This is a genomic window from Bradyrhizobium jicamae, assembly GCF_018130215.1.
Classification (GTDB): Bacteria; Pseudomonadota; Alphaproteobacteria; order Rhizobiales; family Xanthobacteraceae; genus Bradyrhizobium; species Bradyrhizobium jicamae_A.
This window is the reverse complement of record NZ_JAFCKQ010000031.1, coordinates 1-22,926: the sequence shown is the minus strand read 5'-3', so window position 1 is coordinate 22,926 and position 22,926 is coordinate 1. Positions and strand designations below refer to the sequence as shown.

The 22,926-nt window shown below is 64.0% G+C and carries 25 protein-coding genes; 12 read left to right on the top strand and 13 right to left on the bottom strand.

What is annotated here, in order from left to right:
- Positions 1-13: 13 nt before the first annotated feature.
- Positions 14-439, bottom strand: a complete 426-nt coding sequence (flgC, locus tag JQ586_RS26985) for a flagellar basal body rod protein FlgC (protein ID WP_212397662.1) — start codon at positions 437-439, stop codon at positions 14-16.
- 27 nt (positions 440-466) lie between these two features.
- A complete protein-coding gene (gene flgB, locus JQ586_RS26980; protein WP_212397661.1) occupies positions 467-874 on the bottom strand; it encodes a flagellar basal body rod protein FlgB in 408 nt (135 codons plus the stop codon).
- A 370-nt stretch (positions 875-1,244) separates the two neighbouring features.
- Between flgB and JQ586_RS26975 the strand changes: the two genes are divergently transcribed.
- From JQ586_RS26975 to JQ586_RS26955, 5 genes are all read left to right on the top strand, one after another.
- Entirely contained in the window at positions 1,245-2,189 is a 945-nt protein-coding gene (locus JQ586_RS26975) for a flagellar biosynthetic protein FliO (protein WP_212397660.1), read from the top strand.
- Entirely contained in the window at positions 2,186-2,938 is a 753-nt protein-coding gene (gene fliP / locus JQ586_RS26970; protein ID WP_212397659.1) for a flagellar type III secretion system pore protein FliP, read from the top strand. Before JQ586_RS26975 ends, fliP begins: the two co-directional genes overlap by 4 nt.
- 86 nt (positions 2,939-3,024) lie before the next feature.
- A complete protein-coding gene (locus tag JQ586_RS26965; RefSeq protein WP_212397658.1) occupies positions 3,025-3,909 on the top strand; it encodes a hypothetical protein in 885 nt (294 codons plus the stop codon).
- 39 nt (positions 3,910-3,948) lie between these two features.
- Positions 3,949-5,103, top strand: coding sequence for an aminotransferase class V-fold PLP-dependent enzyme (locus JQ586_RS26960; RefSeq protein ID WP_212397657.1), 1,155 nt, complete (start codon positions 3,949-3,951; stop codon positions 5,101-5,103).
- 157 nt (positions 5,104-5,260) lie between these two features.
- Positions 5,261-5,452: a hypothetical protein gene (locus tag JQ586_RS26955; RefSeq protein WP_212397656.1), complete on the top strand. Its 192-nt coding sequence runs from the start codon at positions 5,261-5,263 to the stop codon at positions 5,450-5,452.
- On the opposite strand, the gene JQ586_RS26950 is transcribed toward JQ586_RS26955, so the two are convergent.
- The 4 genes from JQ586_RS26950 to JQ586_RS26935 form a co-directional block, all read right to left on the bottom strand.
- Positions 5,449-6,699 (bottom strand): YbfB/YjiJ family MFS transporter, encoded by a 1,251-nt coding sequence (locus JQ586_RS26950; protein ID WP_249148190.1) that lies wholly within the window; start codon positions 6,697-6,699, stop codon positions 5,449-5,451. The two genes, JQ586_RS26955 and JQ586_RS26950, sit on opposite strands and share 4 nt — an antisense overlap.
- Positions 6,700-6,837: 138 nt before the next feature.
- On the bottom strand, positions 6,838-7,077 hold the full coding sequence (locus JQ586_RS26945; protein WP_212397655.1) for a 4-oxalocrotonate tautomerase family protein: 240 nt from the start codon (positions 7,075-7,077) through the stop codon (positions 6,838-6,840).
- A gap of 28 nt (positions 7,078-7,105) precedes the next feature.
- Positions 7,106-7,816, bottom strand: a complete 711-nt coding sequence (locus JQ586_RS26940; RefSeq protein WP_212397654.1) for an SDR family NAD(P)-dependent oxidoreductase — start codon at positions 7,814-7,816, stop codon at positions 7,106-7,108.
- Between the two features lie 88 nt (positions 7,817-7,904).
- Complete coding sequence (locus JQ586_RS26935) at positions 7,905-8,873, bottom strand: LysR family transcriptional regulator (protein WP_212397653.1); 969 nt, start codon at positions 8,871-8,873, stop codon at positions 7,905-7,907.
- A 169-nt stretch (positions 8,874-9,042) separates the two neighbouring features.
- Here JQ586_RS26935 and JQ586_RS26930 point away from each other — a divergent pair, with 169 nt between their 5' ends.
- The gene (locus tag JQ586_RS26930) at positions 9,043-10,134 is read left to right on the top strand and encodes a serine hydrolase (RefSeq protein ID WP_212397652.1); all 1,092 of its coding nucleotides are present in this window, start codon (positions 9,043-9,045) and stop codon (positions 10,132-10,134) included.
- A gap of 140 nt (positions 10,135-10,274) precedes the next feature.
- Here the strand turns inward: JQ586_RS26930 and JQ586_RS26925 are convergent, their stop codons facing one another.
- The gene (locus JQ586_RS26925) at positions 10,275-10,511 is read right to left on the bottom strand and encodes a hypothetical protein (protein WP_212397651.1); all 237 of its coding nucleotides are present in this window, start codon (positions 10,509-10,511) and stop codon (positions 10,275-10,277) included.
- 73 nt (positions 10,512-10,584) lie between these two features.
- The gene (locus JQ586_RS26920) at positions 10,585-14,367 is read right to left on the bottom strand and encodes a tetratricopeptide repeat protein (RefSeq protein ID WP_212397650.1); all 3,783 of its coding nucleotides are present in this window, start codon (positions 14,365-14,367) and stop codon (positions 10,585-10,587) included.
- 1,669 nt (positions 14,368-16,036) lie between these two features.
- Here JQ586_RS26920 and JQ586_RS26915 point away from each other — a divergent pair.
- Positions 16,037-16,189: a hypothetical protein gene (locus JQ586_RS26915; RefSeq protein ID WP_212397649.1), complete on the top strand. Its 153-nt coding sequence runs from the start codon at positions 16,037-16,039 to the stop codon at positions 16,187-16,189.
- Between the two features lie 781 nt (positions 16,190-16,970).
- Here the strand turns inward: JQ586_RS26915 and JQ586_RS26910 are convergent.
- Complete coding sequence (locus JQ586_RS26910) at positions 16,971-17,210, bottom strand: hypothetical protein (protein ID WP_212397648.1); 240 nt, start codon at positions 17,208-17,210, stop codon at positions 16,971-16,973.
- Between the two features lie 440 nt (positions 17,211-17,650).
- Between JQ586_RS26910 and JQ586_RS26905 the strand changes: the two genes are divergently transcribed.
- From JQ586_RS26905 to JQ586_RS26890, 4 genes are all read left to right on the top strand, one after another.
- Positions 17,651-17,812 (top strand): hypothetical protein, encoded by a 162-nt coding sequence (locus JQ586_RS26905; protein WP_212397647.1) that lies wholly within the window; start codon positions 17,651-17,653, stop codon positions 17,810-17,812.
- Positions 17,809-18,321: a hypothetical protein gene (locus JQ586_RS26900; RefSeq protein ID WP_212397646.1), complete on the top strand. Its 513-nt coding sequence runs from the start codon at positions 17,809-17,811 to the stop codon at positions 18,319-18,321. The genes JQ586_RS26905 and JQ586_RS26900 overlap by 4 nt, the downstream gene beginning before the upstream one ends.
- Before the next feature lie 76 nt (positions 18,322-18,397).
- The gene (locus tag JQ586_RS26895; protein WP_212397645.1) at positions 18,398-18,703 is read left to right on the top strand and encodes a hypothetical protein; all 306 of its coding nucleotides are present in this window, start codon (positions 18,398-18,400) and stop codon (positions 18,701-18,703) included.
- Positions 18,703-18,948 carry a hypothetical protein gene (locus JQ586_RS26890; RefSeq protein WP_212397644.1) on the top strand — a complete coding sequence of 82 codons (246 nt, stop codon included), beginning with the start codon at positions 18,703-18,705 and terminating at the stop codon, positions 18,946-18,948. Before JQ586_RS26895 ends, JQ586_RS26890 begins: the two co-directional genes overlap by 1 nt.
- A 162-nt stretch (positions 18,949-19,110) precedes the next feature.
- On the opposite strand, the gene JQ586_RS26885 is transcribed toward JQ586_RS26890, so the two are convergent.
- The 3 genes from JQ586_RS26885 to JQ586_RS26875 form a co-directional block, all read right to left on the bottom strand.
- Positions 19,111-19,323 (bottom strand): hypothetical protein, encoded by a 213-nt coding sequence (locus JQ586_RS26885; protein WP_212397643.1) that lies wholly within the window; start codon positions 19,321-19,323, stop codon positions 19,111-19,113.
- 825 nt (positions 19,324-20,148) lie between these two features.
- Entirely contained in the window at positions 20,149-20,388 is a 240-nt protein-coding gene (locus JQ586_RS26880; protein WP_212397642.1) for a hypothetical protein, read from the bottom strand.
- A 180-nt stretch (positions 20,389-20,568) separates the two neighbouring features.
- Positions 20,569-21,471: a hypothetical protein gene (locus JQ586_RS26875; RefSeq protein ID WP_212397641.1), complete on the bottom strand. Its 903-nt coding sequence runs from the start codon at positions 21,469-21,471 to the stop codon at positions 20,569-20,571.
- Positions 21,472-22,101: 630 nt separating this feature from the next.
- On the opposite strand from JQ586_RS26875, the gene JQ586_RS26870 reads away from it, so the two are divergent.
- Positions 22,102-22,356 (top strand): helix-turn-helix domain-containing protein, encoded by a 255-nt coding sequence (locus tag JQ586_RS26870; RefSeq protein ID WP_212397640.1) that lies wholly within the window; start codon positions 22,102-22,104, stop codon positions 22,354-22,356.
- A 314-nt stretch (positions 22,357-22,670) separates the two neighbouring features.
- Here JQ586_RS26870 and JQ586_RS26865 read toward each other — a convergent pair whose 3' ends face one another.
- Positions 22,671-22,832 (bottom strand): hypothetical protein, encoded by a 162-nt coding sequence (locus JQ586_RS26865; RefSeq protein ID WP_212397639.1) that lies wholly within the window; start codon positions 22,830-22,832, stop codon positions 22,671-22,673.
- Between the last annotated feature and the right edge of the window lie 94 nt (positions 22,833-22,926).

Below are 22,926 nucleotides of genomic sequence, written 5' to 3'. Positions count from 1 at the left end.
TTGTTCCGTTCTGTCAGGACTTGAGGATGTCGAGCGTGCGCTGGATCATCCGCCGCGTCGCGCTGACGACGTTGAGGTTCGCCTCGTAGGAACGCTGGGCGTCCCGCATGTCGGTCATTTCGACCATCGAATTGACGTTGGGATATTTGACGTTGCCGGAGGCGTCCGCAGCCGGATTGCCCGGCTCGTGCTTGACGCGGAAGGACGACTGGTCGGGGCGGACCCTGCCGAGCGTCACCACCTGGGCGTCGAGCGTGCGGTCGAGCGCCGAGGAGAAGGTCGGCACCTTGCGACGGTAGGGATCGCCGCCTGCGGTCTGCGCGGTCGAATCGGCATTCGCGATGTTTTCCGAGATCACCCGGATCCGGCCCGCCTGGGCGCGCAGGCCGGATGTCGCGATGCTCATCGAGCGGGCGAAATCGCTGATCTCATCTGCCATGATGTCCTCCCGCCGCCGTCAGGCGGCCTAGCCCTTGCCGATCGCGGTCTTCAGCAGATGCAGGCTCTTGCTGTAGAGCGCGCTGACGGCCGCATAATCCATCTGATTGTCCGACACTTTCATCATCTGGTCCTCGAGATTGACCGCATTGCCCGCCGGGCGGGTCTCGAAGCCGCTCTTGCCGCGATCGTTCTCGAACGTGTCGGGCGCGCCGGACGCCGTCATATGGGTGGTGCTGGTCTGCATCATCGGCAGCGTGCCGACGGTGCCGGCCACAACGCCGGTCTTGTCGAATTTCGGCTCGACCAGGTCGCGCGGACGGAAGTTCGGCGTGTCGGAGTTGGCGATGTTCTCGGAGAGCACGCGCTGACGCTCCTGATGCCACTGCATCTTGGTACGCAGCGCCGACAGGATCGGCATATCGTTGATGGCCATTGGCGCGGCTCCGTTAACCTCCTGGACGACACTTTGGGTCTTCGGAGGTAGGCAGAATTTGCCCGGTGTATGGTTAACGGCTGGTTAAGATGCGGAAACTGCCCGTGGAGAACACCGCAATCGCGGCTTGCGAGCGCATTTTCGCCACGAAAGCTGCGTTAACCAGCACCGGCCGGGACGGCGCGGAGCGCTGAGAAGTCGTTTTGGGACAAGCGATTCTTGGTTTATTAATAGAACTCTCGGCTGCAAGCCGTGGGGTATTAAGCAATATGGCGAATTTCGGGCGCGATTCGCTGTGCAATCCGCACTATCAGTCGGCGCTCGCTGAAGGCGGAAGTTGAGGAAGGCCACGATGGCCGGGGACTCGAGTATGCAGGCACTTACATTCGTCTTGGCCTTCGCGGTCGTGCTGGTGCTGATCATCGCCGCCGCGTGGCTGGTGCGCCGGTTCGCCGGCAATCGCCTCGGCGCGAACGCCAATCGCGGACGGATGCCGCGGCTGGCGGTGATCGACGCCGCTGCGGTCGATGGCCGCCGCCGCCTGGTGCTGGTCCGCCGCGACAATGTCGAGCATCTCTTGATGATCGGTGGGCCCAGCGACATCGTGGTCGAGCCCAACATCGTGCGCGCGATGCCGGGCCGCGATCAGATGTCGACGCGGCCTGCGATCGCTCCCGACGCGGCACCGCCGCGTGTTGCCCCGCTGCCCGATGCGGCCTTCAACGAGGGCGAAGGCGCCCGCACCGACATCTTCGATCATCCCGAGCCGCAACTGACCGAGCCGCCGCTTCGTCCGGCGCGCCCTGCCTTCGCCGACGAGGTCCGCCGGTCCGCGCCGGCCGCCGCCGAACGCCGCAGCGATCCGATGGCGGGCTTCGCGCCGGAGCCGATCGGTCCGCGCCCGGATCCGATGCCGCCGCGGCTGCCCCGCACCGAACCCGCCATCCCGCGTCCGCCGCGTGCCGCAGAGCCGCCGAAGGCGCCGCCGCCGCTGCGTACCCCCGAGCGGGCCGTGGTGCCGCCGCCACCGCCTGCTCCCCCGCCGGCCGCAACGCCCGCACCTCCTCCGGCGCCGCCGGCCCCATCGAATGCCGACGCCAATCTCGCCGAGATGGCGCAGCGGCTCGAGGCGGCGCTGCGCCGTCCGGCCGCTGGCCCCGAGGCCGTTGCGCCGCCGGTCGCGCCTGAGGCTCCGCCGGTCCGTCCCGCCCGCAGCGAGCCGCCCCCGCCAGCCGCAGGGCCGCAGAAGACCGGGTTCGAAAATCTCGAAGACGAGATGGCCTCCCTGCTCGGCCGCCCGAAGACGCCTTCGTGAGATCAGGGGCATTTCCGCGTAGAGTATTTTTCATCGCTGTCCTGATTGCCGCCGGGTTGTTCGCCAACCCTGCGATGGCGCAGGACATCAGCATCAATGTCGGCGGCGCCAATGGCGGCGTCACCGAGCGCGCGATCCAGCTGATCGCGCTGCTCACGGTGCTGTCGATCGCGCCGTCGATCCTGATCATGATGACGTCGTTCACGCGCATCGTGGTCGTGCTGTCGCTGCTGCGCACCGCGCTCGGTACCGCGACCGCGCCGCCGAACTCGGTGATGATCGCGCTCGCGATGTTCCTCACCGCCTTCGTGATGGGGCCGGTGCTGCAGAAATCCTACGACGAGGGCATCAAGCCGCTGGTCGCCAACCAGATCGGCGTCGAGGAGGCCTTGCAGCGCGCCTCCGGCCCGTTGCGGATCTTCATGCAGAAGAACGTGCGCGAGAAGGATCTGAAGCTGTTCATGGACCTGTCCGGCGAGCCGCCGCCCGCGACGCCGGAGGAGATGTCGCTGCGCATCCTGGTGCCGGCCTTCATGATATCGGAGCTGAAGCGCGCCTTCGAGATCGGCTTCCTCCTGTTCCTGCCGTTCCTGATCATCGACCTCGTGGTCGCCTCGGTCCTGATGTCGATGGGCATGATGATGCTGCCGCCGGTCACGGTGTCGCTGCCGTTCAAGCTGATCTTCTTCGTGCTGGTCGACGGCTGGTCGCTGGTCGCCGGCAGCCTGGTGCAGAGTTACGGGGGGTAGCCCCGCGAAACATTCATGGCCGCCTCGCTGGATCATCAGCGGCATTCCACTATCATGCGCGGAACCGCCCCCGGAGAGCCGCGTCCATGCAACAGCAGTTCGACCGTGCCGCAGAAGATCTCGGCAACGCCATCCATCTCGAGCATGTCAACGTGCAGGTGCCCGACCAGCGCCTCGCCACGCTGTTCTACGTCGCAGGGCTGGGCCTGACCCGCGATCCCTATTTGATGGTGTCCGACAGCAACATGTGGGTGAATGTCGGCCGCAGCCAGTTTCATCTGCCGAGCGGCCGCCCGCAGGTGCTGCGCGGCCATACGGCGCTGGTGATCGCGGGTCGCCAGGCGCTGCTCGACCGGCTGGCCTCGGTTGCGCCGAAGCTCGAGGGCACTGCCTTCGCCTATCGCGCCCACAACGATCATGTCGAGGCCACATGTCCCTGGGGCAACCGCTTGCGCTGCTACGAGCCGGACGCCAGCCGCTTCGGGCGCATCGCGCTCGGCATGCCCTATGTCGAGTTCGAGGTGCCGCATGGCACCGCTGAGGCGATCACCCGGTTCTATCCTGACATCATGGGCATTCCCGCCAGCCTCGCCAATGGCGACGGCACGGTTGCCCGGGTCAAGGTCGGCAAGGACCAGTATCTGCAATTCCGGGAGAGCGAGCGGCCGCAGCCGGAATTCGACGGCCATCACATCCAGATCTACATCACCGATTTCTCCGGACCCTATCGGCGGCTGCGTGAGCGCAATCTGGTCTCGCGCGAGGACAATCAGTACCAGTACCGCTTCTGCGACATCGTCGATCCCGCCGATGGCAGGCGCCTGTTCACGGTTGAGCATGAGGTGCGCAGCGCCACGCATCCGATGTATCTGCGGCCACTGATCAACCGCAACCCGACGCAGACCAACCGCACCTTCGCTCACGGCCACGACCAGGCGCAGTGGGCGATGGGGCCGGACCAGTATGACTGACGACATCGGGTCATCAGCAAGTTCCAGCAACGAGCCGACATGCTTCCATCCCAGCGCGACCTGTTCGAGATCCCCCGCGACGTCTGCTACCTCAACTCGGCGTCATACAGCCCGCTGCCGCGGCGTACGCTCGAGGCCGGCCGCGCCGCGGTCGGCCGCAAGGGCCAGCCCTGGACGCTGGACGCCGGCTTCGCCGGCCGGCAGCACGAACGCGCCCGCGCCGCCGCCGCGCGCCTGATCAACGCCGACGCGAGCGACGTCGCGCTGATCCCGGCGATCAGCTACGGCGTCGCAACGGTTGCAAAGGTACTGACCATTGCGCGCGGCAGGCGCGTCATCGTGCTGGAGAACGACCACGCCTCGCCGGTGCTGGAATGGCACGCCCGCGCCGAGGCGCAGGGCTTCGTCGTCGAGACCATCCGCCAGCCCTCCGACGGCGACTGGACCTCGGCGGTGCTTGCGGCGATCGACCGCTCCGGCGCGCCGCCGGTCGGGCTCGCCTCGATCTCGTCGGTGCACTGGTCCGACGGCGGCATGATCGACGTCGACAAGGTGCAGGCGGCGCTGCGGCGGCACGGCGCGATGTTCGTGATCGACGCGACGCAAAGCGCCGGCGTCGTCGCGATGGACGTCACGCGGCTCGACCCCGACGCGGTGCTGTTTCCGACCTATAAATGGCTGATCGGCCCTTACGGCCGCGCCTTCCTCTACATCGCCAGGCGCCATCAGAACGGCGTGCCGCTGGAGCAGACCTCGGCCGGGCGCCGCAACGTCAACTCCGAGAATCCGGTCTATTTCGGCGATCTCGCCTATGTCGACAACGCCCGCCGCTACGACATGGGCGAGCGCGATCATTTCATCTCGCTGGAGATGGCGTCGATCGGCATGGAGATGATGGGCGATTGGGGGGCGGCCCAGGTCAGCGAACGGCTCGCGATGCTGACCCGGCGCATTGCCGATGGTGTCGGCGATCTCCGTGTCAGCGTGCTGGAGCCCCGGCTGCGCGCACCGCATCTATTGAGCCTCGGCGTCGCCGGCGGCGTGCCGAAGGAGCTGATCGGCCGGCTTGCCGCACAAAACATCCACGTCGCGCTGCGTCTCGGCCGGATGCGCATCTCCCCGCACGTCTTCAACGACGAAGCCGACGCCGACCGCCTCATTGCGGCGCTGAGGGAAGCGCTTCGTCATGGTTGATGGCACGTAAAGACCGACATCACTTCGTTGCCGGATCAATCATTCGTTCACGACGACGACCATTCTTCTCCGCATGCGCGCGCCAGATGTGACGTGCTTCACAACTGACGCGGCGTGCCGCGTGCTGTGCTCCCGGCGGAAGTCGATGGTGGAGTACATGCAGAAATACATCGAAGAGCTCGAAAGCGGCGACCGCCGGGTCGCCAACAACTGGACGATCGTCTCGTTTTCGCTCTACGGGTCGATCCTCGCGGGCCTTCTCCTCTATGCCGCGGTGGAGCAGAACCGCGACACCGGCCTGCTGGCAGCCGACGCGCAGGCGACGGCCCCCGCCACCGCACCGCGCTAGCGATCGGGACTCCGCCGCACGAGCACAGTGGCGCTGATCAGCTCGAGCCCCAGCGCCACGGTCACCGCGGACGCGCCGATCACGAACAGCAGCGAATAGTCGCCGCCGGTTTGCGCGAACAGATAGGACAGGCCATAGGCGCCCGCGGCCTGGAACAGCGCAAACGTCGTGGTGGCCTGCGCCCAGGCGGTGCGCTGACTTGCCGCGGAATGCGGGATCAGCTCGTGGATGCGGCCGATCACGAGCGGAACAATGCCGGGCGTGAAGCCGCCAACGATCACGCTCGATACGATCAGCGCAGCGGACGACGTCGTCAGCGCGGGGATTGCAACCGCAACCGCCTCGATCAGGAACGCGGCGCGGAGCGCGGCGGCGAATCCCGCGCGATCGGCGAGATGCCCTGACAGCAGCGGGCCGATCACGGCGCCGAGACCATACAGCACCCAGTAATAGGATCCAGCCGAGATACCCTGCCCGAGCCCGCGCGCGACGAAATCCACCAGGAACACCATGTGCGGCACCAGCGCCAGCGCGTTGAGGCCGTATTCCAGGCTCAGCATCAGCACCAGCGGCGACCGCGTGCCGTGAACAGCGGCATGATGCTTTTCGCCGACATGTGCGGTCGACGTCTCGGCCGGCCACGCCTTCCAGCTGATCAAGGTCAGCAGCGCCGACAGCACGCCGAGACCAATCCAGGCCTGCCGCACGCCCTGTTGCAGCAACAGCGGCACCAGCGTGCCCGATGCTGCGACACCGAGCCCGACGCCGGCGAAGATCACGCCGCCGACCAGCCCGCGCTTGCCGGGTGCGACATGCGGCAGGACGGTGGATGCGGCCAGCACCATGATCACGCCGCCGGTGACGCCGGCGAGGAAGCGGAAGCCGAAGAACCAGGTGAACGAGATCGGCACGGCGCAGGCAAAACAGGAGACCGCAGCCAGCGCCATCATGCCGCGCAGCGCGCGCGCCGATCCAAGCCGCGTCCCGAGATCGCGGGCGATCAGCGCGCCGCCGAGATAGCCGGCAAGATTCGCCGCGCCGAGATAGACCGCCTCCGCCGGCGTGAACCAGTGGGCGGCAATCAACGCCGGAATCAGCGGCGTGTAGGCAAAGCGCGCCAGCCCGAGCCCAACCAGCGAGGCGCATAGCCCGGCCGCCGCCGACAGCCACACCGGTCCGCCCGCATCACGATGCGGCGCCGTGGGGTGGTGCCGACGATGATGATCGACATTGGCAGACATGGTCATGGCGTTAGGCCTTTCGGAGGTTCGTGAAAAATGATTAGTTCCGATCGCTGCGATCGTTCGCGGCGATCACGGCACACCGGTCGCATCGTTGGATGCGATCCGTCCGAGCGCCGACGCTTCCGTGCAAGATCGGAGGTCTCAGCCGCTTCGCGCCGCGGCAAGCTTCTTGCGATAGTCGCGCACCGGCAGTCCGCCCCAGCCCCAATTCTCGGTGTCGACTTCCTCGATGACGACGAAGGTCGATTCCATGGGTTTGCCGAGCACATCGCGCAGCAACTCGCTGGCGCCCTTGATCAGGGCGGCCTTCTGTTCCCGTGTGGTGGACGACGCACCCGGCGCAGTCCCCTCACGCGTGACCTGGATGGTGACGATCGGCATGACACACTTCCTTGCCAGGCATCGCGCTCTAGCGACCGGCGCTCTGGCCGCCGTCGACATGCAGGATCTCTCCGGTGACGAAGCCCGCATTCTCGAGGAACAGCACCGCGTCGACGATGTCCTTCACCTCGCCCATCCGGCCGAGCGGATGCATCCCGGCAAGGAAGTCATGCGTGGCCGGAGCGTGCATCGGCGTCTTGATCACGCCCGGCGACACCGCGTTCACGCGGATGCCCTTGGCAGCATATTCGATCGCCAGCGATCTGGTCGCCGCATTCAACCCGCCCTTGGTCAGGGATGCCAATACCGAGGGCACCTTGCTGTTGGCCTGATCTGCGAGCGTCGTCGTGATCTGAACGATATGACCCGAGCCCTGCTTCACCATCTCCCTTGCCGCGCGGCGAGTGATGTAGAAAAAGCCGTTGAGGTTGATCGCCAGGACCTGGGCGTAGTCCTGATCGGTGTAGTCGGTGAACGGCTTGGCGAGGAACACGCCGGCATTGTTGACCAGCGTGTCGATGCGGCCAAAGCGATCGAGCGCCTGCGCCACGATGCGCTCGGCGGTTGCGGGATCACCGATGTCGCCGGCCACCGCCAGCACGTCCGGGTCCGACGACGGCCTGATGTTGCGGGAGTTGGCCACCACCCGGTAGTTGCGATCGCGGTAGCCCCTGACGAGCGCCTCGCCGATACCCTGCGACGCACCGGTGATGATGGCGACCTTCTGCTCTGCACCCATGATCTCTCTCCATCCGTTGGTGAAGCGGCATCAGCACCGCTTCGATGGAGAAGAACCTAGAAACATCCGCGTTCCGCGCGAATGCCCGCTATTCGGCAGACACTCTTCCGCGCGGCGAACGAATGGCGCCGGTGTTGCGGCTGGCCTCGCGCGTCAGCCGGTCGAAATAGCGCTTGAGCCGCGGCACCGCGAAATCGACGAAAGCGCGCACCTTCGGCACTGCGAGGCGTCCCTGCGGCACGAGAAGATGCGCCGGCAATGGCGGGTGCTCGTCCTTCGCCAGCAGGATCTGCAACCGGCCGTCCCGGATCTCGTCGCCGATATGATATGAGAACACCCGCGTGACGCCGTGACCTTCCGCGGCCGATGCCACCGCCGCGCGCACGGTGTTGACGACCAGTCTCGGCGTGAACTGGACCGCCCGCGCCACCTTCGATTTCCTGGCCGGCGGAAAGCTCCAGGAGTCGAGCCCGAAATGCGTCATCGCGATGATCCGGTGCTTGACGAGATCGGCGGGCTCCCTGATATCGGGATGCTGTGCGAGATAACCGGGCGATGCCGCCACCACCCGGCGTACCTCACCGAGCCGGATGGCGACGAAGTTGGAATCCGCCAGATGCGCGATGCGCAGCGCGACATCGATTCCTTCGTCGATCAGATTGACCGTGCGATCGAGCAGGAACAGCCGGCCTGTGACCGCGGGATATTCGTTCATGAAGGCGTCGAGCACCGGCCGCAGCACGTCCTCGCCGGTAATGACGGGCGCGGTCAGCGTCAGCGAACCGCGCGGCGCGGCACGTTCGCCGCCGGCGAGAACGTCGGCTTCCTCGAGCTCGGACAGCACGCGGCGGCAGGCCGCTGCGTAACGCTGGCCGGCCTCGCTCAGCTTCAGCGATCGCGTGGTGCGATGGAGCAGCTCGGCACCGACATGATGCTCGAGAAACGCGATCGCACGGCTGACCGCGGCCGGCGACCGCCGCAGCAGCCGGCCCGCGCCGGCCAGGCTGCCTTCGTCGACCGTCGCAACGAAGACCTTCATGGCGTCGATGCGGTCCATGCTTTTCTCGTTTGAGGAAATGATCGCGCAAAGGTTACGAGCGCTCCGGCCAAATGGCAACAAACCGGCATCGACGCCGTCAGGCGCTCGTGGCGTTGTCGCGGGATCGGCGTGACGATAGATTGCGCCAGGGCATGCCGAGGGAGGCACCATGATGGTCGGCAAATGCGTGGCGCTCGTGGTCACCGCGATGATCCTTGTGGCTTCGGGCGCACACGCGGATTCATCCCGGACCGCCAGGATCCAGGCTGCCCTGGAAACATGGCTGTCTAGCCGCAGCTCGGCCGAAAAAGTGACCGGTGTCGCTGCCTATGTCAGCTTCGGGGACACCGGTCCTGCCATCGAAGCGTTCGCCGGAAAGGTCGGCAGCAGTCCACAGGATCCACCGATCCGGCAGGGCACGCTGTTCCAGATGGGCAGCACGTCGAAGTCGTTCGCGGCGGCGTTGATCCTGAAACTCGAAGCTGCGGGCAAGCTCAGCATCGGCGACACGCTCGGCAAATGGCTCCCGCAATATCCGGCGTGGAAGGATGTGACCATCCAGCGCCTCCTCAACATGACGAGTGGCATCCCGAACTACTCCGAGACCGAAGCGATGTCGCGCATCTGGATCGGCGACCCCACGCGCGATCTGACCACCGAAGATCTGATCGCGCTCGCCTATCCTGCCGGAAGCGGCGACCTGCCCACGAGCGGCGGCTATCACTATTCCAACACCAACTACATCCTCGCCGGGATGATCGCAGCGAAAGTTGCCGGCCAGTCCTATCGTGACCTCGTGCACCGGATGATCATAGAAGCGGTCGGGCTGGACAGCACGTTCTACGAAAGCGGTGCATATCCGGTCGCGGTGACCGATCGTCTGGCACACGGCTATTTCGACAATCCCGCCTGCTCCGACTATCAACCCAAATGTATCAAGCCCTGGAATCTCGCGCTGATCGGTCGTGACGTCAGCGGGATGAGCACGTCATGGGCCCAGGCGGCGGGCGGTGCGATCGCCGACGCGCGCGACGTGGATCGCTGGATGCGCGCCGTATTCAAGGACACGTGGTGCCGCCGAAGCAGCAGGCGGAGTGGATGGCGCTGGTGTCGATCAAGACCGGCCAGCCGATCGCGGACGTCGCGGCCGACGATCCGCGCGGCTTCTCGCTCGGCCTCGGCAGGGCCATCCTCGGATCGATTGGCGCGCACTGGTTCTATCAGGGCGAGACGCTCGGCTACCGGACGCTCTATGTGTGGTTCGAACAGGAAAACCTGATGATCACGCTCCAGACCAACTCGCAGCCGGCGGCAGAGGCGGACAAGCTCCATGACCTCTTGGGATCAATCTACGACATCGTGCGGGATGCCAGGTAGGCCGCGCCGGGGAAGGCTACTGGCCGACCATTGACGGGCTCCCTACCCCTTCACGTCATATTGCTTGCTGAGATGGTCGCCGATCTGCACCAGCATCGCGACGCATTCAGGGTAGCCGGGCTTTGCCGCCGTGACCGCGTCGGCGCCGGCGCGGAATTCCCAGCTGTCTCCGTCACGCAGAATCGAGATATCGATGCCGTCGGGGCAATCGGCGTGCACCTTCAACTCGTCACGCGCCATCGAGATCAGTTCGGCTTCGGTCTTGATCGGCTTGCTCATGGTGACGACGCTCTCCCGGCTGGCGATTTGCCGTTGCATGGTTGCCAATTTGGCGGGCGTCTGTCGAGAGGCGTTACTGCGCAGCGCTCACGCGCTGCTCACCCTTGATCTGCGGCAGCGTGCGCAGCGTCGCGGCCTTTTCCCTGTCCTTTGCCGTGTCCTGCAGCGTCCCCGTCGAGACCGGGTCCGGCAGCGGCGCGTGGGCGGTGGCGTCGGGGAAACGGATCTTCATCTCGCGGATGAATCCATCCAGCGTGTCGACGCTCGCGGCCATCCTGGCGATGTCGGCGAATTCCGCGCTGGAGGTCGCGACCGGCTTGCTGGCGGCGTCGAACGCCGCCTTGTCCGCCTCGCCCGACATCAGCGGCGCGTATTTCTCGCGGAACCGCGACAGGCCGATCGTGTCCTCGGCGAGCGCATAGCCGACCACGGCGCGGATCACATCGGCCTTCTCGCCCGGATTGAGCGGGGTGAAGTCGCGCCAGCGATCGCCGTAATAGAGCTCGATCTGCTCGGACGCCTCGCGCCAGCGCCGGGACGCCCAGTAGATGTCCGCGCGCAGCCGGATCGCCTCGCGGCCGGTGATGTTGGAGATGATGTCGAGCGCCAGGTCGTGGCGGCCGACGTCGCTCTGCGCGCGTGCCTCGAGCAGCAGCCGCTGCTGGCGCAGTTCGCCGGAGAGGTCGGCAATGCGGGTCGAGCGCAGCGCGGCGATGGCGCGGTCGGGCTTGCGGTTGGTCAGGTAAACCATGGCGAGGCGGGCGGCGACCTGGGCGCGCGCGGCCCCGTCGAGCCGCTTGTCGACCTGGTATTGCAGCAGGTCGGCGGCCTGGTCGAGCAGGTCGACGCCGACGAGGCGATCGGCGAGCCGGCGGATCATCTCGTCGCCGCGGCGGCCGATCGGGGTCAGCTCGCGGTATTCGTAGAAGGTGCCGAGCGCGTCGATCGGCGGCATCTCGTCACCCTTGGGGCCGAGGAAGAGCTGGGTGAACAGCGCCGATGCCGCATCCTGCGCCTGCCGCGACTCCGGCGAGTTCGGTTGCAGCCGTGTCGCAGTACGGGTCACCGCGAAGGCCTCGGCATAGCGTCCGGTGTCGGCGTAGATCTTGGAGAGCATGTACAGCGTCTTCAGCTCGATCGCGTCGCCGCGCCACATGATCGACAGCAGCTCCAGCTCCTTCAGCACCTCGTCCTGCTTGATCTCGCCGCGCTTCTGCCGCAACAGCGTTTCCAGCAGCTTGGCTTCGGCGGCGGCCTGCCGGTCGGCAGAATCGACGGCGAAGCGATAGGCGTCGAGCGCATCCTTCTCCTGGCCGAGCGCTTCGGCAAGGCGCCCCTTCAGCACGGCCACCGCGGGCCTGGCGTCGGCGGGGACGCCGATGACGTCGAGATCGCTTTTGCGTCGCGCCGCGCCGGAATAGTCCTTCACCTCGAGCGACGCCTTCATCGCATCCATCGTGACGATGCGCTGCAGATCGGGCGGCAGGGTCGCCACCGCGAATTCCGCGTTCTTGAACTTCTCCCGCGCATCCGTCCATTTGCTCTCGCGCGCAAGCGCGAGCGCCTTCCACAGTTGGGAATCGTAGCCGTTGCCTATGATGGGATTGGCGAGATCCTTCAGCCCCTGCGCCGCGTGACCGAGCAGGATGCTGGCGACCGCGTGCACCATCACCACCGCAGGGTCCTCGCTGCCGCGCTTGGTTTCGGAGAGGATCAGATTGGTCACCGCATGGGCCTCGGGATACATGCCGCGCGCCATGTAGAAATCGGCGAGATCGAGCCGGGCCTGCTGTACCTGCTCCGGATTGGCCGTCGAGACTGCCGCGATCAGGCTGTCGAGGCGATCGAGGAAATTCTCCGACTGGTTCTTCCGCCATTCATCGGTGTCGAACAGCGGCTTGACCGCGGCGGTGGCGCGCTCGGCGGCGACGTCGGCCGACGATAGGGTGAGGCCCCCGGGACGGCCCAGCATCACCTTGTCGGCGCCGACCTCCGCCTTCACGTCATCCGCGTTCGGATGAACCACGAGGCCGTGGATCGATTCCAGCAGCGACAGCTCCACGAAATCCTGCCGCTTGATGACGCCGCGGGTCGGCGGCGGCGCGGTCACCACCCAGAGCGTGTCGCCGGCATCGGGATCGACCAGCTTGTGGAACTGGCCGGGATTGGCCAGCGGCACGCTGACATTGGCAAGCACGGGATCGGTGATATTGCGCACCACCATCAGCGGCAGCGGTGCCTTCTGCACGCGGTCGGCGAAGGTCACCATCCAGCTCGTGCCGCGCGAACGCTCGTCGCTCTCGAGCGAGGGCATCTGCGGACGGTTGAGGCGGAAGCGGATCGCCTGGCCCTTTTCCAGCGGGATGCGGGTGACGTCGGCGATGATGGCGCCGGCCTTGGCGCGAACCGGATCGAGATCGATGGCATCTGATGTATCGAACACGATCCACACCGCATCGGCGCGGCGGAACAGCGCGGCAGGCGTCGCTGATCCGAATGTGAAGGTCACACGCAGCCCGTCGCTGTCACGCTGCGCGTCGACCGCGGGCAGCTTGCCGTTCGCGCGCGATGCGGCCGGGCCGGCCTTAGGCGGCTCCTTGGGCGACTCCATCGCCGGCGCATCAGGCGCGGGCTGAGGCTTCAGCGCCTCAGCAAGCGCCGCCGGCCTTGCTTCCGTCACGGCTTCCGCGCGGCCGTCATGCGGCGCGGCGGGCGGCGGCTCCGCGACAGCCGGCTTCTCCGCTGACGCCGCGCCAGCTTTGGCGGGCCCGGATTTGGCAGGTTCGGGTTCAGATGATTCGGAACCGACCTGCTCCGACTTGACCGGTTCGGACGAGGGCGGCTCGGATTTCGGCTGCTCGGGCTTGATCTCGAACTTGGCCTCGCGCGCAATGCCCTCCGACGTCACGGGAGCCATCGCCGCCGGCTGCTGCGCGCTCGCCGCTTTCGGCTTTTCGCGAACCGTGGGCATCAGCGACGTCAGCCCGGGCGCGGCCGGCGCCTGCTGGTCGCCATGCTGATAGGCGACGTCGACGATGTAGTTCTTCTCCTCGCGGAACGAATGCACGTCGACATCGCCGATCAGGGTCATGTCGACGGCCGACGTATCGGTGTCGGACCGCGCGGTGATCGAGGCGACGTTCGGGGGGGCTGCGACCTTGGCGTCCGCGAGGTCGAACGCCAGCACCGTGTTGAAGGACAGCGTCAGCTTCTGCTCGTTCAGCACCGAGGAGACACTGACGCCGTTCGGGACCTCGAACACGAAGCGCACGAAGGTCGGTTGCAGCAGCGCGCGGACGCGCACCGGCGGCCGCTTCTTCGCGGCTTCGGCCGCGCGCTGCTGACGCAGCAGCCGCTCGGCGGTGCGGGCGCGCTCGGCGAGCTCGCGGATCACGTCCTGCGGCAGCGACGGCGGCGGACCGGTCCAGCCGTCGGGCAGGAAATCGACGAAGGTGCGCTCGCCGGCGCTCATGGTGTTGATGGTGACGCGGCGTGCGAGCGACAGGCGGATCGCCGAGCCATCCGGATCGCGGCGCGCCGAGCCGACATAGTCGGGCACCGCGTCGGAAATGGCGTCGACAGGGATATCGACGGGACGCTTGAAGCGGATCACGATGATCGAGCCCGCCGTCGTCACCTCTGACTCGACGTCCTCCTTCAGCTTCAGAACCAGCCGCGCAAAGCCGTTCGCAGAGGTGAATGTCGCCTCACCCGGCACCGGGGCCGGCGGCGGATCATCCGCGCGCGCGCTGGTCGGTCCCGTCAGGACGGCGATGGCGAGACCCGCGCACAGGGCCGCGGCCCGCGCCCATGCGCGGCCTAGCGACCATGTTCCAGCGGCAGCCGTTCGCGCCATCTCGAAACGTCTTGTCAGACCTCAACTCGCCCAGCGCGAAGCGCCCTCGCCCACGCCTGCCGATCTTGGATTGGCGGCGTTAAGGAGCTGTTAACGCAAAGGCATTGATCGGATTGAGGTGCGGTCCCTAGACCAAAGGGAAAACCACATGACCAATCGCGCACCCGCCGACCGCCTCGCCGAGCCGCGCAAGAGGAGCTGGGCCGAGGAGTACGCACTTGAGGAAGAATAGCTCGCCGCCATCAACTCCGCTTGGCCTTGTGGCCGCACGCGGCGCCATGCGCTGCCGCTGGCGGACCTTCTACGCTCCGACAAGCCGATGCCGAAGGAGTTCCGTCTGCTGATTGCCGCGTTGCTGATGGGGGCCAAGCCATGAGCGACACCCGCCGCATCCGCACCATCATACTGGATACCATCCACGGCACGCTCAACGGGTACCGTGTGATCCTCTGAACTCGGGGTCACAAGAATCCCGATTGGAACTGTCTCGACACGTTCAGCGCTGAATGCGGCGACCGTGCGAACGCTGAGGCAATCTGTGGCAACGCGGCCATCGGGAACGACGGATACTCGCCAGAGGTACGGCTCCAGCTGGCGCTGCAACTCGGCTTCGTGCCGGACAATGACAAAAGGCCCCACAGGATCACTGTAGGGCCGTTTGTTCCGTTTCTGCCGACGTCTCACGACGTTGGATGATTCGTAAGCCTTGAGACTGCAGTTGCGGCTACAGCCTCGCACCATCTGAACACCCCGTAGATAGATTCCCGGTTGACCAATTGCAAGCACCGCCTCTTGTCGTCGACGCGATTTGCGTTATCTGGAAATCGTAAGCCATAGCTCAACTCGTCCATCGAGTGCCGAAATCCCCGTGAAACGGTTAGGCAGCATCTCTGAACAAGCGGATCACCCGGTTGCGTGCCGGCCTCCGCAGGAGCAGGCAACGCTGTAAATTGCGACCTGCACGTCAGTCGCCGAGCCGTCGGATTGGCAAGGCGATATCGAGCGCCAGACAAGCGCGCATAAAAGCCGACAGCCTGACCCCGGCTTACCTCCAGATCAAATTGCAGGTTGCGTCAATCCGGATATGCCTCACGGCATGGCTTTGCCAGCGGATGGCGAAGCTATGCCTGCACTCTCGATTGGATTGAGCCACAGTGAGAGCATAGTGAGCAGCGCGCTCGCGTGAGGCTCGCGCTCTCGATGACCCTGAATCCACATACTCAGAACGTGATCCGTGGGACGTGCCGAAACGGCGCGCGCGGCGAGCACGCGCTGTCACGCGTCTTCGCGTGGGCATGTCCCACAGCCCGGATGCCCGGCGCTCTGGCGCCTCCGACACACCTCAGACTGCCGATCGACCTGTAGGGGGCGGCGCGTTGGAGTTTCCCAGATAGACCGGAGATCGCCTCCACACCCTGCCGGCCACGACCAGGACGCGCCCCAGCGGGCTCGACTTCCCAACAAATTGGCCCAAAATCACAAGCGATCCAAAAAGCGGATCAGCGAATGTCTTGTCTGGGGCCATTGATGCGATGAGCGAGCGTTGAAGTATGTCGACAAGATGAACCAGTTTGTCGAAGCCCTCTACGCTCACGCAGATGGCGACGGTGGCCGCTGACGTGTTATTTTGATCGAAAGGACATGGGCTATAGCCGAGTGCGACGATGAAATGCGAACCGTGCTCCGCGCGCTGCGGTTTCTGCGCGAGGGCTATCACGGCGTGACCACCGGCGGATGGAGGGCCAAAGCCGAGGACGTGATCGCGCGCATCGAGAGCGGCGAACTGAAAATAATCCGTGTTGAAAAAGGGACTACCGAATGATTTTGATCGTGATGCGGCTGGCGGACATGGAGCGATGCCGAACGCTTCCTCGACGTGGTTGAGACAGAAGCCCAATTAGAGCACGCGTCCCATGGGACACGCTGTGACATGTGCGGAGTCCTACGGATTTTCCGATGATTCCGGGTAGCGATGTCCCGCATGTCCCGGCGATGTCCATTTTCATGTCCCATCTCGCCCCGTGCACCAGAATCAGAATAAGTAGATGCGCGCGTACTGAAAACCGGCTGGCCAGTCCGATGGGCAAGTTCAAAATCCGAGGTGCCCCGAACTGGCCGCCGTGTCCGGTTTGTTGGAAGGGCATGGCCACGATTGAGCGCAACTCTGACGACCAGGGGCGCGAATGGTGCCTTTTTGAATGCCTCAACTGCGGCCATTCAGAAACCTCAGTGCCCAGCAAAGTTCAGTTAAGTTAATCAGTGTCGGGATGCCGCACACTACGGGCAGACACACAAGCGGCTCGGCCAGATCATCACCGCCACCAATGGCGACGACAACTTCGACGACGACGAGGTGCCGTTCTAGGAAGGTGACAGCCGTGGAAAACGTCCACCGAGTTCTGGTAAGCCCCACCCGGTTAACCTACGGTAAGGCCAGCGTCGCCGCCGATGCGTACGATCCCGCGCCATGGACCAGAATCAGCTCTACTTCCGTCTGGCGATCATGGGGATCGCGATCGCAGCAGCCTTCACGATCTTCGTGGTAGGGGTGTGGTCGCTGGGCCAAGCCGGCTGACTTGCGGGTTACGGGACGACCCCCGGCGCTAAGTTTGGGGACTGCGTGCGCCGAGGATCGCGAGCCGGTTGGGCTCGCTCTTGGCGAGGCTGGGGGGCCGAACCGAGAGCACGAGGTCGACTCCTGGCGCGGCTGATCGTTCCTTGGCCTCGATGCGAAGTTCAAGGTGATCGAGCAGACCGATCTTGACGATGACGACTGGCTGTTGGTCGCGCTCATGCTCGGCCATGAGGCTGAACGATTCGGCATCGATCCTGCGCGCGTGCATCGGCTATTCGCACGACGCCATGTCGACGGCCCGCGACCTGACGCGAGGCGTGTTGCCGGCTTCAATCGGCTGGTGCGGGAGTTCGCCGCCGCGTAGCTCACGGCAGTGATGATCATGGTGTTCCACTGCACTGACATCATGCCGAACTATCGGTTCAATCTCCTAGCCGAAGATCTTGAAAATGTCGGCCAGACCGTCAGGCGACAGACCTACGCCGCCTGCGCGCAAGCGGTGCTGAGGGACATCAAGAAGAGGTCGCCGCCTAGACCTTCACCGCCATCAGCGATACAGGCCCGCCCTCACCCGCGTGCCTTTTTCATGGCGCATAAACATCATGTAATTTGCTCGCCTTTTCGTGATGCCGTGCTGACGCTGCACGCTGCAGTCGCCGCGCTATCATTTTCCAGCGGCGAGCTTGTGGCTGCCGACTGGAGATCACGATGGAAACTCTGTTCCGACGAGTCCCTACCGAGCTGCGCGATGCTCTGAAGGCCGACGCCGCCGTCTGCCTGCGATCCATGAACCAGCACGCCGCGTTCCTGCTGATCGAGGCGATGAAGGCTCGCCGCGATCGAGAGCAGCGGCAGGCGGAGGCGCAGTGATATTCTATCACTTCACCGCCGGGCCGTTCCTCCGAGGCATATCGCGGTACGGCCTGACCGTTGGCGACGTGCCTACGGATATAGACCGCTGGAAAGGGCGCATCGGCGTCTGGCTCACCACATCGCAGGAGCCGGACGGCTACGGGTTGGCGGGCTCAAGCCATCCCAAGGAGCAATACAGGCTATCCGTCCGAGTGCCAGATCACTCGCCCTTGCTCGTCAAATGGACCGACTGGGCCTCGCGGCATGTAACAACTGAAACGATCTCATTGCTGCATCAGACCGCCGACAGTTTCGAGAGCTGGTACGTATATTTTGGCGTGATCCCGCCCGCCTCGATCGTTCGGTGCGTGAACGCGTTCACCTGCACCACGTTAGCGAATTGGGGTGAAGCTTCCCCTCCGGAGTTTGACGTGCCCGGCGTTCCCCCATGGAGACGAGACGCTTGGCAGCGCAAAATGCTGGCCAGCGTTCTCAAGGCCACCCGACAGACCAAGATGAATGCCTAGGCTCGCCGCGATCGAGAGCAGGATCACACCTAACCACACCTAGCCGGACGGTCTCCCGGCGTTCAGGAGAGAAAGTATGGATACCTCCACGACCCACGAAGCCGCGCTTGGCACCTATCTGCGGCTTTACGAAAGCGAAGATCGAATGGTGCAAGAGCAAGCGATCCAGCGCCTGTTGAAGATCGCGCGGGCCGCTGACGCATACGTCGCAAAGCACGAGAGCTACATCATGGAACGTTACAACATCCCGACATGGGGCGGGCTCGTCATGTTGGCCACACGGTTGGCCGCGCGGGGACAACAGGGGCTTGACCCGCTCTACGTTTCAGAGATGCACCGCATGGCTAAGATTGCCGACAAGCAGCGCGCGGAGGCGGTGTGATGACCGAGCAAGTCGAAACCATCTCGCTCAACATTGAGCCGACGCAGGAATACTTCCGCGATGTTATGCGCGATCTCGGATTCACCGAGGAGCAGATCGAGGAAAACCGCCAGCATAACGGCCGTCTGTTCCTCACGCCGGCCGTGGTTTTCGGAATGCTCCGGGGGTTCCAAGCCGGCAGCGTCATCGACACGGTGACCGGCGACCTGAAAACACCTAAGCAGCGCCTCTATCGGCCAGCGTAGGTGAAGTGATGGGCAAGACGAGGGTCTACGATGAGACGCCCATCCGACGGCCTAACACTGAGGGCAAGCGGCACATCTATGAGGCCGCAGCTCCAGAGGCTCGGGATATCTTCGACCGCTTCTGCAGGAGTTTCCAGAAGATCAGGGATCAGGTGTGGCAACTCATCCATCTCGCAGATGCCGACGAGGGACGTAACCCACGCGCTTATCGCAAGTCTCTAGATCTCCCATGGGCAGGGCAATGCGCCGATAGCGGGTCATGTTTGTGTTGCCGAAGTAGAAGAAGTCGCCCGAATGCGGCGCTGACTCCCCTACAAACAACGTCGTGATCCGCTCCGGCCGATAGCGCAGCCGCTCAGCCTCAATGGCATCCATGTGTTCCTCACCCGTTGTAGAGGAGACACCCTAGCTCGAAACCTCAAGCGATGCAGGTCGCGCGTGCTGGAGCGGTTCACCTATCCGGTGCCCTGGGTAAACCCCGGATGTGTCGAGAGGGTTACAAAGGCCAAAAACGCGCCATTTCAACCGAAAAATGATGAAATGTTACGCTTCCTGCATGTTAATAAGGCAGGGGCTGCGCGCGCCGTGCATTGCGGAAAGGAGTCGGTCGGGTTTCCAATGGACCTAGCGTGCCGTCGCTGATTCGATCCTTGGACGCACTCGTTACGGACTCGGTTTAATCGGTGTCGGCAACTCGGTCGCTGCGATTCCGAGCGCAGCACTGCGTTGGAGGCGAGGCCGGCCCGTCCTTGCAAAAACGACCGGCCCCGTCCTCCGACTGGCAGGAGTGCCCCCTCCAGCGGCTCGCTCAAGGTGCAACCCTTGCGGGCCGCTGGTTTTTCGCGAGTCAGGCAAAGACTAGGCCAATTTGGCCTATCTGCAAGGCGCGAAAAGACACGGCCAGTCCGGAAAATGCTGTCTGTCACCAAGAAAACTAGACCACTGCGCTGGAGAAGCGAAAATGGCTGGCAAACTGGAAGTTCGAGGTCACCTCAGTCGGCGACCCGCGCATAGTTGAAAGGCAGGATCGAGATCATGGTGCAGGTCGACGCACACGGACCAAACTCGTCCAGCGGCGAGTCACATTTGATGTTTGACAAGGAGGCCGCGGGCAATCTTGGCGCCCGATTGAAAGCTCTGCTGAAGCTGCCAGGCCTCCGTTGAACGCCGCGACCAGCGCCGTCAACAAGCGCGCCAGCCTCACCGGGCGCGTGGCGCGATGTCGCCGTGGTGTCGACAGCGGCCAGCCGGATCGGCCTTCCACCACCCGCCGCAGGCTGTTCTGCGGCCCATTCGGAACCTTTGAGCGGGCGGCGCGCTGAGGTTGATCAGAAAAATGGGATCGTCGGCTAGTTTCCGTCGCCACAGCTTTTGGAGCTGTTTGAAGGTGCGGTGCGCGAGATTGAGGGCGAAAAGATCAAGGGCTGTCCTGCCGGTCATGAGATGCTCCTGATGCGCGAAGGCGATCCGTCGGAAATACCTCGGATGTCTTGTCTCGGGCGATGCGCTCTATCTCGGGCATCTGCCCGGCCGCCGCGCCGCCGTTCTGATCCGAGCCTACTAACGCCCGCCGGAGCGCCGGGATCTGCTTCATCGGCCAGATTCCTAAGGGGTGGTAGGCTAGCGATCACCTTCCCATTCAAGTTCGCTAACGACCCGGGCTTCCACACCAACTTCGACGCTAAAATCTTTTGCGTGTTCGGTGAGAAGCCGCCGAGCCGCTTCCTCGGCTTCCTTCTTTGAATTGCAACGCTCGTGGAACATCCCAAACGATTCGCCCTCATGGCGAGCGAGATCCCAACGTGTCAGTTCCACGTATGCATACCAAATGCCGGATCCCGTCCGATAACGAGCGAGTATCTCCCTGCGTTGATCCGCCGACTCCGCGACGCCGCGCCAAACTGGATTGTCAAAATCTTCTCTTGACCGCCTGCGCGCCTCGAAAGCTATCCCCTTGAGCGTCGCCTCAGTCTGCGGCTCAATCTTGAAATTGATCCGCATAACCTCATCCTGAATCAACCTGATCGCCTCTTTGGCTTCGTGGGTTATGGTTGGCGGTTTTGGTTCGACACCCTGCGCTGGTTGAACCTTAGCTTCCGCGATCCGCCTGCGCTTCCAAACGTCGTCGGCAATAAGGTCTAGGTTCTCTTTGGAAAGCGTCCACCAATTTTCCCGCTCCCACTTCTCACGGTTCAGCTTGGCTGTGATATCGACGACCTTGTCCGCCGGCTTCTCCGCCGCACGTTCGAGTGCCTCATAAGTCTCCATTGCGGCGAAGGCAGAAGCGACTACGTCCTTGTGCACGCGCCCCTTCTCGTCAAAGGTGAGGAAGTTTCCTTCCGCTCTTACAATGCGGGCTGGCTTCCCATTGTTGAGTTCGAGGATAACATCCGTGACTTTCTGTTTGGTCCCGGCATGTTGCGGCATTGCATCCCGGCCATCGATAAGTCGTTGCATCAGCCGCTGGCTGATCCGGTAAACCGTATCGTCGGCAAAAAGATAAAAACGGACTGATAAAGTCATCGCGGCACCGCTCCATTGAGTGCTCAAAACCCGCCAATTAGGCGGGTTTTCTGTAAACGGCCATCCCCGCTGCCCCTTTTAGAGAACGAGGAATATCGTGAAACAAGAGACCTAGGACCAGGCTGGATCAGCTGTTCTGGCCCTTCGCGCCGCAGGCGTTGCGACCCAGCGCGCGTAAGGCGGAATCCAGCTTAGTGACAACGTGACGGGCGTCCTCGGAGCCAAAAGCAAGCATCTCGTTTCTGAGGGCTTCGATCCCGGCTATGGCGCGGGTGAACTCCGCTTGCGCGGTTCCCTCTCGGAGCCTGTCCATTTCTTCCGCGTCAGGGCGCCGTACGGCTCGATTGAAGGGTAACCCGAGCCGGCGCAACGAGCGGAGGATTGCCACTCTTACGTGTCCTCCAGCCGGATATGTTTCTGCGCACTTCCGCACGAAAGCCCGTGCCTCCTCAACTGAGGAGACGCAAGTGCTCGGCTTTGGATTCTCGGTGGCGTTGGTCATTCTAAAATCTCGTTGTGGTCGCTGTCGCAAGGCCAAGCTCCCCCAACGACCGTGATAGTGGTTTTGTGGACTTTACTTGTCGTTTAACCTTCCGATTGATACCAAAAGTATCCTATGGGGCGGAGCACATGTCAATACCAAAAGTATCAATTCGCCAAGTCAAAGCCGCCAGGGCTCTCCTCGGTTGGTCACAGCATGACCTCGCCAAGCGCTCCGGGGTATCAGCGCCGACGGTCAAGAGGCTCGAGGCCGCCGACGGACACATTGGCGGTCGAGCCGAAACTGGAGAAGCTCTAGTAGCTGCTCTCAAAGAAGCCGGCGTTGAGTTCATCCCAGAGAACGGCGGTGGAGTTGGCGTTCGGCTGGTAAGACGAAAGCGCTGAATGGCATTGAGCGGAGGCGAGATTTGCTGCGTCCTTACCTGCTATGCGGCCTTCCCGCTCCCTTTTTTAAGGGGGCAAAATTCATTTCCGCGATTCGGCCAACACGTCGCCTACGTTGAAGTCGAATGTCCTGGATCAGGGTCGCCCGAGGCTGACTGGACGATCCAGGTCATCAGCCGTGATGGAGCAGATCGCGACTATATCCAGCAGGCGGTCAAAAGCACCACGAGCCGGCTAAAGCGTCGATATTCCCTACGAACCGACTGGTGAGAGCAAGCATCTCGGCAGCGCCGAAGCCGATTTGCCCCTTTCTCCTAACGGCCGATCCGCGAGGTCTGCCGGCTCTTGTCGACCTCGATCCTGTCCGCCTTGACCGGTGGAATCGTCCGGCCGCCGGTCTCCACGACGACGATGCGGTCGCCCGCCCGGTCGAACCGCTGGTTAGGATTGAGATCGACCAGCAGCTGCTCGCTCATGTGTGCGGATTCCGATGGCCGGCATAGTCGACGAACAGCTTGTCGCCGGCCGTATGCGACTGGCGCATCGTCACCGACAGGCGGCCTTCCCAGG

Excerpts from the sequence above, each read along its gene's own strand:
- JQ586_RS26880 (WP_212397642.1), bottom strand. The coding sequence starts at position 20,388 with ATGACCGGCAGGACAGCCCTTGATCTTTTCGCCCTCAATCTCGCGCAC.
- JQ586_RS26915 (WP_212397649.1), top strand. The coding sequence starts at position 16,037 with ATGCGAACCGTGCTCCGCGCGCTGCGGTTTCTGCGCGAGGGCTATCAC.
- JQ586_RS26965 (WP_212397658.1), top strand. The coding sequence starts at position 3,025 with ATGCAACAGCAGTTCGACCGTGCCGCAGAAGATCTCGGCAACGCCATC.
- flgC (WP_212397662.1), bottom strand. The coding sequence starts at position 439 with ATGGCAGATGAGATCAGCGATTTCGCCCGCTCGATGAGCATCGCGACA.
- flgB (WP_212397661.1), bottom strand. The coding sequence starts at position 874 with ATGGCCATCAACGATATGCCGATCCTGTCGGCGCTGCGTACCAAGATG.
- JQ586_RS26920 (WP_212397650.1), bottom strand. The coding sequence starts at position 14,367 with ATGGCGCGAACGGCTGCCGCTGGAACATGGTCGCTAGGCCGCGCATGG.
- JQ586_RS26875 (WP_212397641.1), bottom strand. The coding sequence starts at position 21,471 with ATGACTTTATCAGTCCGTTTTTATCTTTTTGCCGACGATACGGTTTAC.
- JQ586_RS26885 (WP_212397643.1), bottom strand. The coding sequence starts at position 19,323 with ATGGATGCCATTGAGGCTGAGCGGCTGCGCTATCGGCCGGAGCGGATC.
- JQ586_RS26870 (WP_212397640.1), top strand. The coding sequence starts at position 22,102 with ATGTCAATACCAAAAGTATCAATTCGCCAAGTCAAAGCCGCCAGGGCT.
- JQ586_RS26940 (WP_212397654.1), bottom strand. The coding sequence starts at position 7,816 with ATGGGTGCAGAGCAGAAGGTCGCCATCATCACCGGTGCGTCGCAGGGT.
- JQ586_RS26955 (WP_212397656.1), top strand. The coding sequence starts at position 5,261 with ATGCAGAAATACATCGAAGAGCTCGAAAGCGGCGACCGCCGGGTCGCC.
- JQ586_RS26865 (WP_212397639.1), bottom strand. The coding sequence starts at position 22,832 with ATGAGCGAGCAGCTGCTGGTCGATCTCAATCCTAACCAGCGGTTCGAC.
- JQ586_RS26945 (WP_212397655.1), bottom strand. The coding sequence starts at position 7,077 with ATGCCGATCGTCACCATCCAGGTCACGCGTGAGGGGACTGCGCCGGGT.
- JQ586_RS26925 (WP_212397651.1), bottom strand. The coding sequence starts at position 10,511 with ATGAGCAAGCCGATCAAGACCGAAGCCGAACTGATCTCGATGGCGCGT.
- JQ586_RS26895 (WP_212397645.1), top strand. The coding sequence starts at position 18,398 with ATGGATACCTCCACGACCCACGAAGCCGCGCTTGGCACCTATCTGCGG.
- JQ586_RS26910 (WP_212397648.1), bottom strand. The coding sequence starts at position 17,210 with ATGCACGCGCGCAGGATCGATGCCGAATCGTTCAGCCTCATGGCCGAG.
- JQ586_RS26905 (WP_212397647.1), top strand. The coding sequence starts at position 17,651 with ATGGAAACTCTGTTCCGACGAGTCCCTACCGAGCTGCGCGATGCTCTG.
- JQ586_RS26975 (WP_212397660.1), top strand. The coding sequence starts at position 1,245 with ATGCAGGCACTTACATTCGTCTTGGCCTTCGCGGTCGTGCTGGTGCTG.
- JQ586_RS26960 (WP_212397657.1), top strand. The coding sequence starts at position 3,949 with ATGCTTCCATCCCAGCGCGACCTGTTCGAGATCCCCCGCGACGTCTGC.
- JQ586_RS26890 (WP_212397644.1), top strand. The coding sequence starts at position 18,703 with ATGACCGAGCAAGTCGAAACCATCTCGCTCAACATTGAGCCGACGCAG.
- JQ586_RS26935 (WP_212397653.1), bottom strand. The coding sequence starts at position 8,873 with ATGGACCGCATCGACGCCATGAAGGTCTTCGTTGCGACGGTCGACGAA.
- JQ586_RS26950 (WP_249148190.1), bottom strand. The coding sequence starts at position 6,699 with ATGACCATGTCTGCCAATGTCGATCATCATCGTCGGCACCACCCCACG.